11 protein-coding genes and 1 riboswitch are annotated in these 16,215 nt (G+C 74.1%); of the genes, 7 read left to right on the top strand and 4 right to left on the bottom strand.

The window, feature by feature from the left end; genetic code table 11:
- Positions 1-166: 166 nt before the first annotated feature.
- Positions 167-346, top strand: a complete 180-nt coding sequence (locus ABZX22_RS05405) for a hypothetical protein (protein WP_354906287.1) — start codon at positions 167-169, stop codon at positions 344-346.
- Here ABZX22_RS05405 and ABZX22_RS05400 read toward each other — a convergent pair.
- Genes ABZX22_RS05400 through ABZX22_RS05390 form a run of 3 tightly spaced genes read right to left on the bottom strand, consistent with a single transcriptional unit; the run spans position 309 to position 6,246 of the window.
- Positions 309-1,253, bottom strand: a complete 945-nt coding sequence (locus ABZX22_RS05400; RefSeq protein ID WP_354906286.1) for an ROK family protein — start codon at positions 1,251-1,253, stop codon at positions 309-311. The genes ABZX22_RS05405 and ABZX22_RS05400 overlap by 38 nt on opposite strands.
- Entirely contained in the window at positions 1,253-2,020 is a 768-nt protein-coding gene (locus tag ABZX22_RS05395; RefSeq protein WP_354906285.1) for a hypothetical protein, read from the bottom strand. The genes ABZX22_RS05400 and ABZX22_RS05395 overlap by 1 nt, the downstream gene beginning before the upstream one ends.
- The gene (locus ABZX22_RS05390; protein ID WP_354906283.1) at positions 2,017-6,246 is read right to left on the bottom strand and encodes an NEW3 domain-containing protein; all 4,230 of its coding nucleotides are present in this window, start codon (positions 6,244-6,246) and stop codon (positions 2,017-2,019) included. Before ABZX22_RS05390 ends, ABZX22_RS05395 begins: the two co-directional genes overlap by 4 nt.
- A 241-nt stretch (positions 6,247-6,487) precedes the next feature.
- Positions 6,488-6,628: riboswitch (cobalamin riboswitch) on the top strand.
- A 95-nt stretch (positions 6,629-6,723) separates the two neighbouring features.
- Between ABZX22_RS05390 and ABZX22_RS05385 the strand changes: the two genes are divergently transcribed.
- The 6 genes from ABZX22_RS05385 to ABZX22_RS05360 are packed head-to-tail and all read left to right on the top strand — an operon-like array spanning position 6,724 to position 12,628.
- On the top strand, positions 6,724-6,849 hold the full coding sequence (locus tag ABZX22_RS05385) for a CbtB-domain containing protein (protein WP_354906281.1): 126 nt from the start codon (positions 6,724-6,726) through the stop codon (positions 6,847-6,849).
- 9 nt (positions 6,850-6,858) lie between these two features.
- Positions 6,859-7,791 (top strand): CbtA family protein, encoded by a 933-nt coding sequence (locus ABZX22_RS05380; protein ID WP_354906280.1) that lies wholly within the window; start codon positions 6,859-6,861, stop codon positions 7,789-7,791.
- A 38-nt stretch (positions 7,792-7,829) separates the two neighbouring features.
- Positions 7,830-8,534 carry a histidine phosphatase family protein gene (locus tag ABZX22_RS05375; RefSeq protein WP_354906278.1) on the top strand — a complete coding sequence of 235 codons (705 nt, stop codon included), beginning with the start codon at positions 7,830-7,832 and terminating at the stop codon, positions 8,532-8,534.
- Positions 8,531-10,648: a VWA domain-containing protein gene (locus ABZX22_RS05370; RefSeq protein ID WP_354906276.1), complete on the top strand. Its 2,118-nt coding sequence runs from the start codon at positions 8,531-8,533 to the stop codon at positions 10,646-10,648. Before ABZX22_RS05375 ends, ABZX22_RS05370 begins: the two co-directional genes overlap by 4 nt.
- Before the next feature lies 1 nt (position 10,649).
- Positions 10,650-11,252 (top strand): cob(I)yrinic acid a,c-diamide adenosyltransferase, encoded by a 603-nt coding sequence (cobO, locus tag ABZX22_RS05365; RefSeq protein WP_354906275.1) that lies wholly within the window; start codon positions 10,650-10,652, stop codon positions 11,250-11,252.
- Positions 11,253-11,260: 8 nt separating this feature from the next.
- Positions 11,261-12,628 carry a cobyrinate a,c-diamide synthase gene (locus ABZX22_RS05360; protein WP_354906499.1) on the top strand — a complete coding sequence of 456 codons (1,368 nt, stop codon included), beginning with the start codon at positions 11,261-11,263 and terminating at the stop codon, positions 12,626-12,628.
- Here the strand turns inward: ABZX22_RS05360 and cobN are convergent.
- Positions 12,583-16,197, bottom strand: coding sequence for a cobaltochelatase subunit CobN (cobN, locus tag ABZX22_RS05355; RefSeq protein WP_354906273.1), 3,615 nt, complete (start codon positions 16,195-16,197; stop codon positions 12,583-12,585). The genes ABZX22_RS05360 and cobN overlap by 46 nt on opposite strands.
- Positions 16,198-16,215: the final 18 nt, after the last annotated feature.

The following is a 16,215-nucleotide window of genomic DNA, read 5'->3' as shown; positions in this document are numbered from 1 at the left end:
CCGGCTATCGGATCGACATCCGAATCCTCTTCGCCTCCTCGCTGCGGAAAGGCGAAGGCGAATGGGAGAAGACAGTGGCGGCCGGGACAGGTTTGAACGGCGTCGACCATGCGTGGCCGCCGGTTATGGTGAGTCCTCTGTCTGGTTCTTTCCCCGGAGTCCGCATATGCCGATGCTCGACGTGATCCTGCAGGTGTTCGTGACGGTGAACGGGTTCGCCACGAGTCCGATCGTCCTGCTGGTGCTGGCCTTCATCGGCGCCTACCTCGGGGCGAAGGTCGTGGAGGTCATCCCCTACACGCGAAGGATCATCGAGCGTCGCGAGGCTCAGGCGGAACGGCGGTAGCCGGCGTCGCCGTCCAGGCCAGCTTGGCGGCCCCGGCCAGCGCGGCCCGCACACCCAGCCTGGACCGGCGGATCTCGACCCGCCGGACGAAGTCGAGTCCTGCCAGCTCGTCCATCGCGCGGCGGAGCGGGTCGAACAGGATCGGGCCCGCGTTGGCCACGCCGCCGCCGATGACCACATCCGTTACCTCGACCGCGGCGGCCGTGGAGACGATCATCGCGGCCAGCGCGCGGGCGCCCCGCTCGAACGCCGCCAGCGCCACGGGGTGACCCGCCGCGGCGTCCCCGGCCAGCAGCGCCCCGTCGGGAGCGGCCCCCTCCGGCGAGGGGGTCCAGCCGTTCTCGACGGCCCAGCGGACCAGGTTGGGCCCGCTGGCGTACCTCTCGACGCAGCCCCGGCTCCCGCACGCGCACGGCTCGCCGGCGGGGTCGACCGTCATGTGCCCGACGTGCCCGGCGTTCCCTGTGGGGCCGAGCAGCGGCGCGCCGTCGATGACCAGCCCTCCGCCGATGCCCGTCGAGACCACGATGCCGAGCATCGACGGGCTCCGCGCGCCGGTGCCGAGCCAGTGCTCGCCCAGCGCGAAGCACTGGGCGTCGCCCGCCAGCACGGTGGGCAGCCCGGTGAGCTCCCGCACCCGCTCGCGCAGCGGGAAGCCGCGCCAGGTGCCGATGTTGACGGGGCTGACCGTGCCGGTGGCCAGGTTCAGCGGGCCCGCGCAGCCGATCCCGACCGCGACGGGCGCCGGGCCCTCGGCCACGACCTCGCCGACGAGCAGGGCGAGCGCGCCGAAGACGTCCTCGCGCGGAGTGGGGCGGGTGGCCGAGCGCAGGACGGTTCCCGCGCGGTCGACGAGGGCCGCCGCGAGCTTGGTGCCGCCGATGTCGACGGCCAGTACGTGGGTCATCAGTGTTTGTGGTGGTTGTCGGGCTGGCGAGGGTCGCCAGGATGTTCGAGACCGGGGACGAGTTCCACCCGGGTGGCCCGCTGCTCGTCCAGCCACCGGGCGAACGCGCGCCGCCCGGCGGCCTCCGCGAGCGGCGCGTCCCCGGTGCCGCTGCCGCTGCGGGCGCCCGGGTCGGTGACGGGCGCGGGCTCGGCGACGGCCACGTGCCAGCCCAGCGGGTCGCGGACCGGCCCGGCCTGCGTCCCGTACGGCAGGCGCCGCAACGCCTCGGCGATCGCGGAAGGCAGCGAGTCGAGACTGATCGCGCCGAGCCGTTCCAGGTCGCCGGGCGTGGCGGCGCGGGCGGCCGGCTCGTCGCCGAACAGGGCGTGCCGTACCAGGTGGAGGGGGGTGGGGGCGGCCGGAGGGGGAGCGGACCAGGCCGGCGGGACCTGCGCCGCGGCGGCCACGGCACGGTGGACGGCGCGCACCCACGGGCTGCCGTTGTAGGCGGCGGCGTTGATGGAGCCCAGCTCGACCGCGGCGAGGCGGTCGAGCGGCGGCCCTTCGAGCGGCGCCAGGCCCCTGGCCAGCGCCTCGCGCTCGCACAGGACCTCGGTCAGGACGACCTGCGTCACCCAGCGGGCCATCTGCCTGTCCTCGGAGCTGCCGGGCGTGGGCAGCGCGGCGCTGAGCGGCCCCTCGCGCAGGTCGCGCAGGCGGACGTCGAGCAGCTCACGGGGGACGGGCTGCCCGTCGACCGTGCCGATCACCTGCGGGCGCGTCATCGTGCCACCTCCAGGCGTACGGCAGGCGCGTACTGGCACCTGCCGAACCACATGACCTTGGCCAGCGCCCACGAGCGCAGCTCCTGAGCGTCGGGCGGGACCGTGACGGGGAAGGCGACGTCCACCGTCTCGCCGGGAGCCACCTCGAAGCCCTGGACGACCTCGGGCAGCAGCTCCCACGTGCCCCACGGGGAGGCGAGCTGGGCCTCGCCGCGGATGGTCCCCGCGGTCGTGTTGGCCAGCCGCACGGTCAGGGCCGCCCGGTCGCCGGGACGCAGCGACAGCGAGCCGGTGACGGCGCGGACCGTCAGCCCGGTCGGCCTGCCCTCGGCGGCCGTGGTGCCCCGCGCCGCGACCCCGTCCTCGGGCACCGACTCGACCGGCGCGGGCAGCTCGGGGACCGGGCCGAGGGCGACGGTGACGGCGTCCTCGATCACCTGCTCGCCCACCCGGGTGCGGGCGGTCACGAAGTGGAGGCCGGAGCCCTGCGCCGGCGTGACGGTGAAGGGGAAGCGGGCATGACCGCCGGGCTCCAGGCGGAAGACCCGCCGGGACGGCTCGGCCGTCCAGCCGCCGGGCAGGTCCAGGGTCACGACGCCCTCGTGGGCCGCGTCCACCAGGTGGGAGGAGACGACGACGTCCACCTCGAACGGGCCCTCGGGGGTGACCAGGCCGGGGGAGACGGCCAGGCTCACGGGCAGGTAGCCGAGCGGCGCCGGGCCCTTGTTGTGCAGCCAGTACCGGCTGTAGACCGGCTGCACCGGCTCAGCCGTCACACCGAGCTCCGCGCCCGCCTGGTCGAGCACCGCAGGGACGACGAACGTGGCCGCCTCGGCGCCGGACAGCTCGAGCGGCGCGACGGGACCCTGCCCGGAGCCGGCCGACCGGTCGGAAGCGGCGTGGCCTGCCCCAGACGGGGTCGGCCGGTCGGGCGTGGCGTGGCTCTCTCCGGACGGGGTCGGCCGGTCGGAGGTTTCGAGCAGGTCGGAGGGGACCAGCGCGTCGAGCGGGAGCACCGGCGAGTGCAGGGCGGCGGTCGTGCCCAGGCCGGTCGACTCGGCCAGCCTGATCGTCACCCCGCCCCCGGCCCCGGCCCCGTTCCCGCCCCCGGCCCCGTTCCCGCCCCCGGACAGGCCGTGCGCGTGCGGGTTGCCGGTGGCCTTGACCGTGCTGAACAGCACCTCGCGCGGCGGGTCCACACGCAGCAGCGAGTGCGGCGACGGCAGGTCGCCGCCCTGCGCGTCCAGGACGCGCGGCAGCAGCGGCGTGATGAACTCCTGTCCCGCCGCGGGCAGGCCGAGCGCGCGCCAGTCGCCGTCACCGGCCGCCAGCGCGTAGGAGAACTCGTGCGTCCAGTGCTGCAGCTGGAACCCCGACCCGTCAGGCGTCGTACGGCGCGGCGGATCCAGCCACACGCCGGACGGCCAGCCCGTGCACGACCGCATCAACGACAGGTGCAGCGCGCCCGAGGGGTCGACGGCGAAGCCCGGCAGGCCGTAGGAGAGCAGCGCGACCGTCCTGTCCTCCAGCTCCTCGCTCCCCAGCGGGCACGACGCGTGGACGACCGCGCCGTCCAGCAGCGTGTCGGCGGGGTCGGCCACGATCAGCGCGGGCAGGGCCCGCACGTCGCGCAGGTCGGCGCTCGGCTGCCACACCTCGGCCAGCGGCTTCTCGGCCGGCACCCACACGCGCCGCTCGCCCGACCTGAGCGCGTCGAGGAAGGCCGGGTCGCTGCGCGACAGCAGCTCGGCGGCCAGCGGGTTGGTGTCGGGGCCGCCCAGGACGATACGCACGTCGGGCAGGTTGGAGTCGACGTCCAACCAGCCGTACCTGGAGCCCGAGGCCGACGAGACGGTCGCCGTCACGCCCACCCTGGCCAGCGCCACCACCAGGTCACGGGCGGTGGCCGCCGCCTCCTGGGAGGACACGACGATCTCCGCCACGCCGATCGCGCGGGCACCGGCGGCGCCGAGGTCGACGCGGGCGGTCGACGACAGGCCGAACCAGGTGTTGGCCGGGTTGTCCAGCGTCCACGGGTGCTCGGCGCTGTCCACGTCGGGCAGGGCGAAACCGCGCCCGACGACCGCGCCCGCCACGTCCGAGACCGGCAGCGCGCCCCGCACCTGAGCCGGGAAGCGGACCCTGAGCAGCCGGTCGGCGCCCGTGTGGTCGAGGACGCGGGTGGTGAACTCGACCCGCTCGTCCCTCAGCGTGACGACCTGCTCGTAGGTCAGGTCGCCGACCTCTCCTGAGACGACCAGGCGGGAGCCGAGCGGGCTGGTCTCCGCCCGCACGGTCGCGGTGGTCGCGCCCGAGGCGGTGGTCGCGCCCGTCGGCATGAGGTGCCACGGGCCCTCGCCCATGTCCGGGTGCTGCGGGTACTCCTCGTAGAGCCGCAGCTCGTTGGCCAGGCCGGTGAGCAGTTCGCGGCCGTCACGGGTGACGGAGGTCAGGCCGCCGCCCTGGGCCGGGTCGGCGGTGACACGCCAGCGGTCGCTCTCGACGGTGTGGCCCTCGACGGGTTGCCAGCCGTCCGCCTCGCCCTCGACCACCGGGTAGGACCGCCAGCCGAGCGCGGGCACGTCCTCGGCGAGGAAGACGTGCGTGCCGTCCTCGACGACGGAGGGGGCGTCCACCCGCAGCCTGGGCTCCAGCCGTACCCTGACCAGGCCGTCGCGGGCGAAGGAGAGCGTGTTGGTGACGACGACCGAGCGGCCGTCCACGGCGACCCGGCCCAGCAGCGCGTCGAGCGCGCGGTCGCGGGCGTCGGCCGCCAGGTCGTAGGCCTCCCGCCAGCCGGTGAGCAGGTCGATGTAGACCTGGTCGGACTCGGAGCCGGTGATCGCGTCGTGGTGGGCGCCATAGGCCAGCTGCCGCCACACCTTGTCCAGCGCCGCGTGCGGGTAGCGGCCCAGACCCAGCAGCGACGCGAAGGCGGCCAGCCGCTCGGCGTCGAGCGCGGCCACCTCGGCGGCGCGCTGGGCCTGCTTGGTGTCGATGTAGGAGACGTCCTTGCCGGTGTAGACGGGGTTCATGTCGCGCGTCTGCGGGCTGAACGTGCTGGTCTCCGCCCTGACCGCGGCGAAGAAGTCGCGCGGCACCGCGCAGACGAACCTCGGCCACACGTACCGCGCCGCCCACTCCCGGTGGATCTCCGTCACCCACTTGTTCGGCGGGGTGTAGTCGGTGCCGACGGGCAGCAGCACGTTCCTGGTGGCGGCCACCGGCTTCAGGCTCGCGAACAGCTCGTGAACCGCCGTCATCGCCTCCTCCAGCGTCGCCGAGGAGTCCATCCACCAGCCCGCCGAGTAGTGCGCGGGCATGTAGTGCGTCACGACACCGAGCCCCGAGGGCGAGATCCACTCGAACTCGCTCGGGAACTGCATCAGCGTGGCGTCGTTCTTGGCCTGCTTGAAGTTCTTGCTGATCGGGCCCCACTGGTGGAAGGGGCCGCGCGCCCACGCGCTGCCGGTCAGCCCGGCGGCGGCGAGGTAGCCGGGGAACTGCGGGTCGTGGCCGAAGGCGTCGAGCTGCCATGCCGTACGGGGCTCGCCGCCGAGGATGTCGCGCTGGTAGCCGATGCCGTACACGATGTTGCGGATCGTGGTCTCGGCGCCGGTCAGGTTGGTGTTGGGCTCGTTGTAGGTGCCGCCCATCAGCTCCACCCTGCCCTCGGCCATCAGGCGGCGCAGGTCGGCCCTGCGCTCGGGGTGGGTGTCGAAGAACGGCTTCAGGTAGTCGATCTCGGCGAGCACGAACTTGTAGTCCGGGTCGCGTGCCGCGAGCGCCAGATGCGCCTCCACCAGGGCGAACGCGTTGCGCTCCCACAGCGGCCTGGTGGTCGCGTCACCCGACAGCAGCTCCCACGGGCTGGTGTAGGCGGCCTGCGTGTTCCACCAGACGGGGTCGTAGTGGAAGTGCGACACCATGTGCATCGTCCAGCCCGGCTCCTCCACGGTCACCTGGGCGGCGAGCTCGTCGCCGGCCGCGGTGACCACGCACGGCAGGACGGTCCCCGGCTCGGCGTTCACCTCCAGCGGGACCTCCACCACGACGGTCCCCTCGCCGGCGGGCACGACCGCGCGTCCCGCCACGCCGTCGCCGCGCACCTCCAGGCCGGCGTCGTGCTCACCCTGCTCGGCGGTGACCCGGAGGACCTGGTACGGCTGCGCCTCCGTCCCGACGAAGAGGTCGGTCGACTCGGCGGTCAACAGGCGAACGGGCACGGGGTCTCCCTCGGCGTTCTAGGGGGCGGTCGCCGTCACACTAGGACCTATCAAGATCAATGGCAACGTTGTCATAACCCGCGCCCGCTCTCCCCGGGAACGCTGATCCCGGCGTTTCCGGGAAGCGGACAGTCCGTGCCCCGCCTGCGCCGGGACAGTCCTTCGTGGCGCGCCGGAAACCCCGGACGTGGGCATCTACATCTCAGAAAGGGCCCGAACAGGATCGGGTGATGTTGACGAGACCCGGAGAAAGGGATACGTTCCGGTAGATTTCGCGGCGAATCAGGGGAAATCCGGTGAGATGCCGGTGCGGACGCGCCACTGTATCCGGGGCCCACAGCCCCGGGAGCCAGGTCACCTGACCGTCGCGACCTCAACCAGCGGGACGCGTCATCCCTGAGGAGGCTTCACATGAGTGGTCTGTCCACGTCCGTAACCGCAATTCCGCTTCACCGTCTCACACGCTGGCTGCTGGCCGTGCCCGTTCTGATGCTGCTCGCGTACCTCGTCCTCATGGACAACGGCGCGATCTCGCAGACCGGCACGCTCCTGCACGAGCTCATGCACGACGGGCGTCACCTGCTCGGCGTGCCCTGCCACTGAGGCAGCGTCATGGTCAAGTCCCTGGTGGTCAGGGGCCTGCTCGTCGGGCTCCTGGCCGGACTCGTCGCGGGCGTGTTCGCCTTCTTCGTGGGGGAGCCGCGCGTCGACGCCGCGATCGCCCTGGAGGAGGCGGCCGCCGCCGTATCGGTTGACGGCGGCGACACCCCGTCCTCCCACCATTCCGACGGCGCCGGTCAGCCGTCCGCCCCGGCGGACGACGCGGCTCAGCCGTCCGCTCCGGGGAATGCGGCTCAGCCGTCGGCCCCAGCGGATGCGGCTCAGCCGTCCGCTCCAGGCAACGCGGCTCGGCCGTCGGCCCCGGCAGGCGGCGGCGAGGAGGCGCACAGTCACGACGACGGCGCTTCGGCCGGCCACAGCCACGGCGAGGAGGCCGTGGTCAGCAGGCCGGTACAGAAGGTCGGCCTCTTCCTGGCCACCGGCCTGTACGGCCTGGCCGTCGGCGGCATCTTCGCCCTCGTCTTCGCCGCACTGCGCGGCAGGGTCGGCCCCAGGTCGGAGCCTGGCCTGGCGATCGTGACGGCCGCGTGCGCGTTCGGTGCCATCACCCTGGTCCCCTTCCTGAAATATCCCGCCAACCCACCCGCTGTCGGCGACCCCGAAACCATCAACGCCAGAACGCTGCTCTACGTCGTGATGGTCCTCGTCGGCCTCGCCTCCATCGCGATCGCCGTCGCCGCCACCCGTAGGGTCACCGTGCCCGGCGTCTGGGCGAAGGGCCTGGTGGGCGGGGTGACCTTCCTGATTCCGGTGATCGCCGCGTGGGTGCTCCTGCCGCGCGTCGACGAGGTGCCGCCCGGCTTCCCCGCCTCGCTGCTGTGGGACTTCCGGCTGGCCTCCCTCGGCACCCAGGTGGTGTTCTGGGTGGCCTTCGGGGTCTTGTTCGCGGTGGCGGGCGAACGGGCGAAGGCGCGGGTCAGCTGACCGGGGTGCTGTTCGTCCGGCATGCCTCGACACCGGGCATGCGTGGCGCGCGCTTCCCTACGGGGGAGGAACGCGCCGACGCGGCGAGCCTCGAAACGGCCCAGCGCCTGAGCCGAACCCTGGCGTCCGTCCTGCACCCCGGAACACCGTCATCTCCTGGAACACCGTCATCTCCGGGAACACCGTCATCTCCTGGAACACCGGGTTCCGGGGTGTTCGGGGAGGGCGGAACGGCGTTCGTCGCTCCAGGGCGGGCGGCTCGGGAGACGGCCGTGGCGCTCGGGTTGGCGCGCGTGGTCGTGCCCGAGCTGGCCGAACCGGATTACGGGAGCTGGCGCGGCCTGCCGTACGAGGAGGTCGTGAAGGCCGACCCGGAGTCCTTCGCCCGGTGGCTCGCCGACCCCTGCGCCGCGCCCCACGGTGGGGAGTCGCATGCCGAGGCGGCGGACAGGGTGGTCCGCTGGGTGGAGTCCCTTCGCGAGACCCCACCAGGCGAGCTCGCCCGCCCCGACGCTCCCTCACCGGAACCCGGCACCTCGGGGCGGTCGGGCCCGGGTTCGGGCGGGCGGGGGTGGGTGGTCGTGTGCGACGTGACGGTGGTGCGGGCGGTGCTGGGACATGCGCTCGGCGTCGGCCCTCTCGTCGCCGCGCGACTCGACATCGCCCCTCTTTCTCTCACGCAGGTGTCCGCCTCCCGCGAGGGCTGGCGGATCGGGTACGTCAACCGGAAGGCCACACCGTGACCGCCACCTATCCCTTCAGCGCCGTCGTCGGTCTGGACGATCTCAAGCTGGCGCTGGTGCTCAACGCCGTCTCCCCCCGCGTCGGCGGCGTGCTCGTCAGGGGGGAGAAGGGCACCGCGAAGTCCACGATCGTCAGGGCGCTGGCCGCGCAGTTGCCGCCGGTGGACGTGCTGGCCGCCTGCAGGTTCGCGTGCGACCCCGTCGCGCCCGACCCCACGTGTCCCGACGGGCCGCACGAGCCGGGCGAGCAGGTGGTCACCAGGGCGGCCGCGCTGGTGGAGCTGCCGGTGGGCGCCTCGGAGGACCGTCTGGTGGGGTCGCTCGACCTGGAGCGGGCGCTGACGGAGGGCGTGAAGGCGTTCGAGCCCGGGCTGCTGGCCGCCGCGCACAGGGGCGTGCTGTACGTGGACGAGGTCAACCTGCTCCACGACCACCTCGTGGACCTGCTGCTGGACGCGGCCGCGCTCGGCACCTGCTACGTCGAGCGCGAGGCCGTCTCGGTACGGCACGCGGCCAGGTTCCTGCTGGTTGGCACCATGAACCCGGAGGAGGGCGAGCTGCGGCCCCAGCTGCTGGACCGGTTCGGGCTGACGGTGGAGGTGCGGGCGTCGCGGGACCCGTCGGAACGGGCCGAGGTCGTACGGCGGCGCATGGCGCACGACGCGGATCCGCAGGGCTTCGCAGCACGCTGGACGGCCCAGGAGGCGGAGCTGGCGGCCGGCATCGCGGCGGCCAGGGAACGTCTGGCGGCGGTGGAGCTGCCGGACGCGCGGTTGCGGCAGATCGCGGAGGTGTGCGCGGCCTTCGAGGTGGACGGCCTGCGCGCCGACCTCGTCACGGCGAACGCCGCCGTCGCGCATGCCGCCTGGCGGGGCTCGCGGGTGGTGACGACCGAGGACGTGCGGGTGGCGGCCCGGCTGTCGCTGCCGCACCGGCGGCGCCGCGACCCGTTCGACGCGCCGGGGCTGGACGAGCGGCTCCTGGAGGAACTGCTGGCCAGGACCTCGCAGGACGAGCGCCCCGACGACGACCCCGACCCCGACCCTGACACCGGCTCAGACCCCGACACCGCTCCCGAAGGCCCCGACGGCGCCGACTGGCCCGACGGGCCCAGGGGTGGGGGCGGCACGGAAGACGGCGGTCGACCGCCGTCCGACGCCCCGGCCGCCCGCGCCGAGAACCGGCAGGGCCAGGACGGACACGACCAGGACGGGCGAGAGGCCGGCGAGGCGGCGAGCGGAAACGGCGCCGCCAGGACCCCGCGGCACGACCGCGACAGCGCCCCCACCGGCCAGGACGCGGCCGTGGACGGGGAGGGCCTGGTTCAGGTGGCCGGGGTGGCGGCGCCGTACCGGGTGCCGTGGCTGACGGTGGAGGGCCTCGGCGACGGCGCGTCCGGCAGGCGGTCGCGGGCCCGCACCCCGCACGGCCGTACCACCGGCTCCCGGGTTCCCGAGGGGCACCTGCGCTCGGTGCACCTCACCGCGACGCTCGTCGCCGCCGCGCCGTACCAGAAGGAGCGCGGGCGCACCGCGCCCGGCCTGCTCATCCGTGCAGGGGACCTGCGCGAGGCGGTGAAGGAGGGCAGGGAGGGCAACCTGGTGCTGTTCGTCGTCGACGCCAGCGGTTCGATGGCCGCGCGCAAGCGGATGACCGCCGTGAAGACGGCCGTGCTCAGTCTCCTGCTCGACGCCTACCAGCGGCGCGACAAGGTCGGCATGGTGACGTTCAGGGGGAACGCCGCCGAGGTGGCGCTGCCGCCGACCTCGTCGGTGGAGGCGGGCGCGGCACGGCTGCGCGCGCTGCCGACCGGCGGGCGCACCCCGCTGGCGGCGGGCCTGGCCCGCGCCGCCGACGTGCTGCGCGTGGAGCGCATGCGCGACCCGGACCGCAGGCCGCTGCTGGTGGTGGTGACCGACGGCCGCGCCACCGCCGGCGGCGACGTGGACCGCGCGGCCGCCCTGCTCAACGGTACGGCGAGCGTGGTCGTCGACTGCGAGTCCGGCCCCGTACGGCTCGGCCTGGCCGGACGCCTGGCGACCAGGCTGCGCGCCCGCCTCATCCCGCTCGACGGGATGGACGACCTCATCCGCGACTACAGAAAGGCGGGCTGAGATGCCGCAGGGCAAGCCCGAGGTCGTCCCCGACGACGGCCTCACCACCAGGCAGCGCAGGAACCGGCCGCTGCTGATCGTGCACACCGGCCCCGGCAAGGGCAAGTCGACGGCCGCGTTCGGGATGGCGTTGCGGGCGTGGAACCAGGGCTGGCCGATCGGCGTGTTCCAGTTCGTGAAGTCGGCCAAGTGGCGTATCGGCGAGGAGCGGGCGCTGCGCGTCCTGGGCGACTCGGCCGAGGGCGGGCCGGTGAGCTGGCACAAGATGGGTGAGGGCTGGTCGTGGATCCAGCGCCCCGGCACGGAGGAGGACCACGCCGCCGACGCCCGCGAGGGCTGGGAGCAGATCAAGCGCGACCTGGCGGCGGAGACCTACCGGTTCTACGTGCTCGACGAGTTCACCTACCCGCTCAAGTGGGGCTGGCTCGACCTGGACGACGTGGTGGAGACGCTCGCCGGCCGTACGGGGAGCCAGCATGTCGTGATCACCGGCAGGGACGCGCCGGAGAAGCTGCTGGCCGCCGCCGATCTGGTGACGGAGATGGGCAAGGTCAAGCACCCCATGGACGCCGGGCAGAAGGGCCAGAAGGGCATCGAGTGGTAGTCCCGCGCCTGGTGATCGCCGCGCCCGCCTCGGGGAGCGGCAAGACGACCGTGGCGACGGGGCTCATGGCGGCGCTGCGGGCGCGCGGGCTGCGCGTCTCGCCGCACAAGGTCGGCCCCGACTACATCGACCCCGGCTACCACGCGCTGGCGACGGGACGGCCCGGACGCAACCTGGACCCGTGGCTGACCAGCGAGGACCTGGTGGCGCCGCTGTTCCTGCACGGCGCGTCCGGCGCGGACGTCGCCGTGGTCGAGGGCGTCATGGGCCTGTTCGACGGCAGGGCGGACACCGACGTCGCCTCGACCGCGCACGTCGCCAGGCTGCTGGAGGCCCCCGTCGTGCTCGTCGTGGACGCGGCGCGGCAGAGCAGGTCGGTCGCCGCGGTGGTGCACGGGTTCGCCACGTTCGACCCGCGGGTGCGGGTGGGCGGGGTGGTCCTCAACCGGGTGGGCTCCGACCGCCACGAGGAGCTGTGCAGGTCGGCGCTGGCGGCGGCGGGGGTGCCGGTGCTCGGCGCGATCAGGCGGGACGACGCGGTCTCGACGCCCTCGCGCCACCTGGGCCTGATCCCGGCCGCCGAGCGGGAGAGCGAGGCGGTGGCCGCCGTGGAGCGGCTGGGCGCGCTGGTGGCCCGGTCGTGCGACCTGGAGGCGCTGGTACGGCTGGCGCGCACGGCTCCCGCGCTGCGCGCGCGGCCGTGGAGCCCGGCCGCGGCCCTTCGGGAGGCGGCCACCGAGGAGACCCGGCGCGAGGGGCCGGCGGTGAGCTCAGGGGGTGGGCGGCGGCCGGTGGTGGCGACGGCCGGGGGAGCGGCGTTCACCTTCGGGTACGCCGAGCACGCCGAACTGCTGCGGGCGGCCGGAGCCGACGTGGTCACCTTCGACCCGCTGCGCGACCGGGCGCTCCCCGAAGGCGCCGCGGCCGTCGTGATCGGCGGCGGCTTCCCCGAGATGTACGCGGCCGACCTGGCCGCCAACGAGCCGCTGAAGCGGGAGATCGCCGCGTTCCGGGGCCCGATCGCGGCCGAGTGCGCGGGCCTGCTGTACCTGTGCGAGAGCCTCGACAACCACCCGATGTGCGGAAAAATCGCGGCGAAGGCGGAAATGACGCCTCGGCTGACGCTCGGCTACCGCGACGCCACCGCCACCCGCGACTCCCTGCTCACCCGCGCGGGCGAGCGCTACCGGGGCCACGAGTTCCACCGGACGGCCGTGACCGCCGCCGGAGAGCCCCTGTTCCGGTGGGAAGGCGGCGGAGACGGTCACGGGGATGCCCTGGTGACCGCCTCCTACCTGCACCTGCACTGGGCGGGCCGGCCGCTGTCGGCTCAGCGCCTGGTGTCGTCCTCCAGATCGCCCTCCGCCTTGAGATAGGCCTCCTGCAGCTCTCGCAGCACGTCGGGATCCGGGTGCTCCCACATCCCCCGCTCGGCCGCCTCCAGCAGCCGCTCGGCGATGCCGTGCAGCGCCCACGGGTTCGACTTCTCCATGAACTCCCTGTTCACGGGATCGAGCACGTAGGTCTGCGTGAGCTTGTCGTACATCCAGTCGGCCATCACGCCGGTCGTGGCGTCGTAGCCGAACAGGTAGTCCACGGTCGCGGCCAGCTCGAAGGCGCCCTTGTAGCCGTGCCGCCGCATCGCGGCCAGCCAGTTGGGGTTCACCACGCGCGCCCGGAAGATCCGCGAGGTCTCCTCCGACAGCGTGCGCGTGCGCACGGCGTCCGGGCGTGTGCTGTCGCCCACGTACGCGGCGGGCGCGCGGCCCGTGAGCGCCCGTACGGTGGCGACCATGCCGCCGTGGTACTGGAAGTAGTCGTCGGAGTCGGCGATGTCGTGCTCGCGGGTGTCGATGTTCTTCGCCGCGACCGCGATCCGCCGGTAGGCGCTCTCCATGTCCTGGCGGGCCGGCACGCCGTCCAGGTCGCGGCCGTAGGCGAAACCGCCCCACACCGCGTAGACCTCGGCCAGGTCGGCGTCGTCCCGCCAGTTGCGGCTGTCGATCAGCGGCAGCAGGCCCGCGCCGTACGCGCCCGGACGGGAGCCGAAGACCCGCATCGTGGCCCTGCGCTCGTCGCCGTGCGTCTCGAGGTCGGCGGCGACGTGGGCGCGGACGTAGTTGTCGTCGGCGGGCTCGTCCAGGGCGGCGATCATGCGCACGGCGTCGTCCAGCATGGCCACGACATGCGGGAAGGCGTCGCGGAAGAAGCCGCTGATGCGAACCGTGACGTCGATGCGCGGCCTGCCGAGCTCGTCGAGCGGGACCGGCTCCAGGCGGGTGACCCGCCGGGAGGCGTCGTCCCACACCGGGCGGGCGCCCAGCAGCGCGAGAACCTCGGCGACGTCGTCGCCCGCCGTCCGCATGGCGCTGGTCCCCCACACCGACAGGCCCACCGAGCGCGGCCACTCGCCGGTGTCGGCGCGGTAGCGGGCCAGGAGCGAGTCGGCCATCGCCTGGCCGGTCTCCCACGCCAGCTTGCTGGGGACGGCGCGCGGGTCGACCGAGTAAAAGTTCCTGCCGGTGGGCAGCACGTTGATCAGGCCGCGCAGCGGGGAGCCGCTGGGGCCTGCGGGGACGTAGCCGCCGTCGAGCGCGTGCAGGAGGTGGTCGAGCTCGTCACCGGTCCTGGCCAGCCTGGGCACGACCTCGGTGGCGGCGAACTCCAGGATCCGGACGACCAGGTCCCGCCGCGCGCCGGAGGGGGCGAGGACCGCGTCGGTCACCTCGCGGGCCGCCGCCACCTCCCAGCCGCGCGCCTCCATGCCCTCCACCAGCGCCCTGGCCGTCGACTCGGCCGCGTCCACGCTCGCCAGGCCCGCCGTACCGTCCTCGGCCAGCCCCAGCGCCTCCCGCAGGCCGGGCAGCGTCTCGGCGCCCGCCCACATCTGCCGGGCCCGCAGCATCGCCAGCACCAGGTCGACCCGCACCGACCCCTCGGGCGCCGCCCCCAGCACGTGCAGCCCGTCGCGGATCTGCACGTCCTTGACCTCGCACAGCCAGCCGTCCACGTGCAGCAGGAAGTCGTCGAACTCCGTGTCGTGCGGCCGGTCGGCCAGACCGAGGTCGTGGTCGAGCCGTGCCGCCTGGATGAGCGTCCAGATCTGCGCTCTGATCGCGGGCAGCTTGGCCGGGTCCATCGCGGCGATCGAGGCGTGCTCGTCCAGCAACTGCTCCAGGCGGGCGATGTCGCCGTAGGTGTCGGCGCGGGCCATCGGCGGCACCATGTGGTCCACCAGGACGGCGTGCGCCCGCCGCTTGGCCTGCGTCCCCTCGCCCGGGTCGTTGACCAGGAACGGGTAGACCAGCGGCAGGTCGCCCAGCGCCGCGTCGGGCCCGCACGCGGCCGACATGCCCGCCGACTTGCCGGGCAGCCACTCCAGGTTGCCGTGCTTGCCGACGTGCACGATCGCGTGCGCGCCGAACTCCGCCGACAGCCACCGGTAGGCCGCCAGGTAGTGGTGGCTGGGCGGCAGGTCCGGATCGTGGTAGATCGCGATCGGGTTCTCGCCGAAGCCGCGCGGCGGCTGCACCATCACCACGACGTTGCCCGCCCGCAGCGCGGCGAACACGATGTCGCCCTCGTGCACGAACAGCTCGCCGGGCGGCGGCCCCCAGTGCCGCTCCATCGCCTCGCGCAGCTCGGCGGGGAGCGTGCCGTACCAGGAGGTGTAGGTGGCGGCGGGGACGCGCACCGGGTTGGCCGCGAGCTGCTCCTCCGTCAGCCACTCCTGGTCCTGGCCGCCGGCCGCGATGAGCGCGTGGATCAGCGCGTCGCCGTCGCCCTCGGCGACGCCGGGCAGGCCCTCGCCCAGGTCGTAGCCCTCGCCGGCCAGCCTGGCCAGCAGTTTCACGGTGCTCGCGGGGGTGTCGAGGCCGACCGCGTTGCCGACGCGCGCGTGCTTGGTCGGGTAGGCCGACAGCATCACCACGAGCTTCTTCTCGGCGTTCGGGACGTGCCTGAGCCGGGCGTGCCGTACGGCGATGCCGGCGACGCGGGCCGCGCGCTCGGGATCGGCCGCGTAGACGGTCAGCCCGTCCGCGTCCACCTCCTTGAACGAGAACGGCACCGTGATGATCCGGCCGTCGAACTCGGGGATCGCCACCTGCGACGCAGCGTCCAGCGGTGACAGGCCGTCGTCGTTCTCCTCCCACGCCTGCCTGCTCGTGGTCAGGCACAGCCCTTGCAGGATCGGCACGTCCAGCTCGGCCAGCGCGCCCACGTCCCACGCCGCGTCGTCGCCGCCGGCTCCGGCCGTCGCGGGCCGCGTGCCTCCGGCGGCCAGGACGGTCACCACGAGCGCGTCGGCGGTCCGCAGATTGTCGAGCAGGCCGGGCTCCGCCGTACGGAGCGAGGAGCAGAAGACCGGCAGCGCGCGGCCGCCCGCGGCCTCGATCGCGTCGCAGAGCGTCCGCACGAAGGCCGTGTTGCCCGCCATGTGGTGCGCGCGGTAGTAGAGCACGCCCACGACGGGCCCCTCGGCGGGCCCCTCGGCGGCGGACCGCTCCCTCTCGAGCAGCCCCCACGCCGGGGCCGGCTCGGGCGCCGCGAACCCGTTGCCGGTCAGCAGCACCGTGTCGGACAGGAAGGCGTGCAGCTCGGCGAGGTTGGCCGGGCCGCCGTGGGCGAGGTAGGCGTGCGCCTCGGCGCAGACGCCGCCGCTGACCGTCGACAGCTCCATGAGCTCGGCGTCGGGCGCCTGCTCGCCGCCCAGCACCACCACGGGCCGCGGTCCCGCGAGCAGCCGGTCGAGCCCCTCCTCCCAGGCCCTGCGCCCGCCGAGGAGCCGCACCACGACCAGGTCCGTGCCCTCGACCAGCGCGGGCAGGTCGTCGACCGTCAGCCGGGCGGGGTTTCCGAGGCGGTACGGCGCGCCGCTCGCCCTCGCGCTCAGCAGGTCGGTGTCGGAGGTGGACAGCAGCAGGACGGCCGTGCTCTCGGGCACAGGAACTCCTCCCTCGGG

The organism is Nonomuraea sp. NPDC003804 (assembly GCF_040610675.1).
Classification (GTDB): domain Bacteria; phylum Actinomycetota; class Actinomycetes; order Streptosporangiales; family Streptosporangiaceae; genus Nonomuraea.
Note: the sequence above shows the minus strand (reverse complement) of the source record. Positions and strands in the feature narration are given on the sequence as shown.

Coding starts and splice junctions, on each gene's coding strand:
- cobO (WP_354906275.1), top strand. CDS start 10,650: ATGCCGCAGGGCAAGCCCGAGGTCGTCCCCGACGACGGCCTCACCACC.
- ABZX22_RS05400 (WP_354906286.1), bottom strand. CDS start 1,253: ATGACCCACGTACTGGCCGTCGACATCGGCGGCACCAAGCTCGCGGCG.
- ABZX22_RS05380 (WP_354906280.1), top strand. CDS start 6,859: ATGGTCAAGTCCCTGGTGGTCAGGGGCCTGCTCGTCGGGCTCCTGGCC.
- ABZX22_RS05405 (WP_354906287.1), top strand. CDS start 167: ATGCCGATGCTCGACGTGATCCTGCAGGTGTTCGTGACGGTGAACGGG.
- ABZX22_RS05375 (WP_354906278.1), top strand. CDS start 7,830: ATGCGTGGCGCGCGCTTCCCTACGGGGGAGGAACGCGCCGACGCGGCG.
- ABZX22_RS05395 (WP_354906285.1), bottom strand. CDS start 2,020: ATGACGCGCCCGCAGGTGATCGGCACGGTCGACGGGCAGCCCGTCCCC.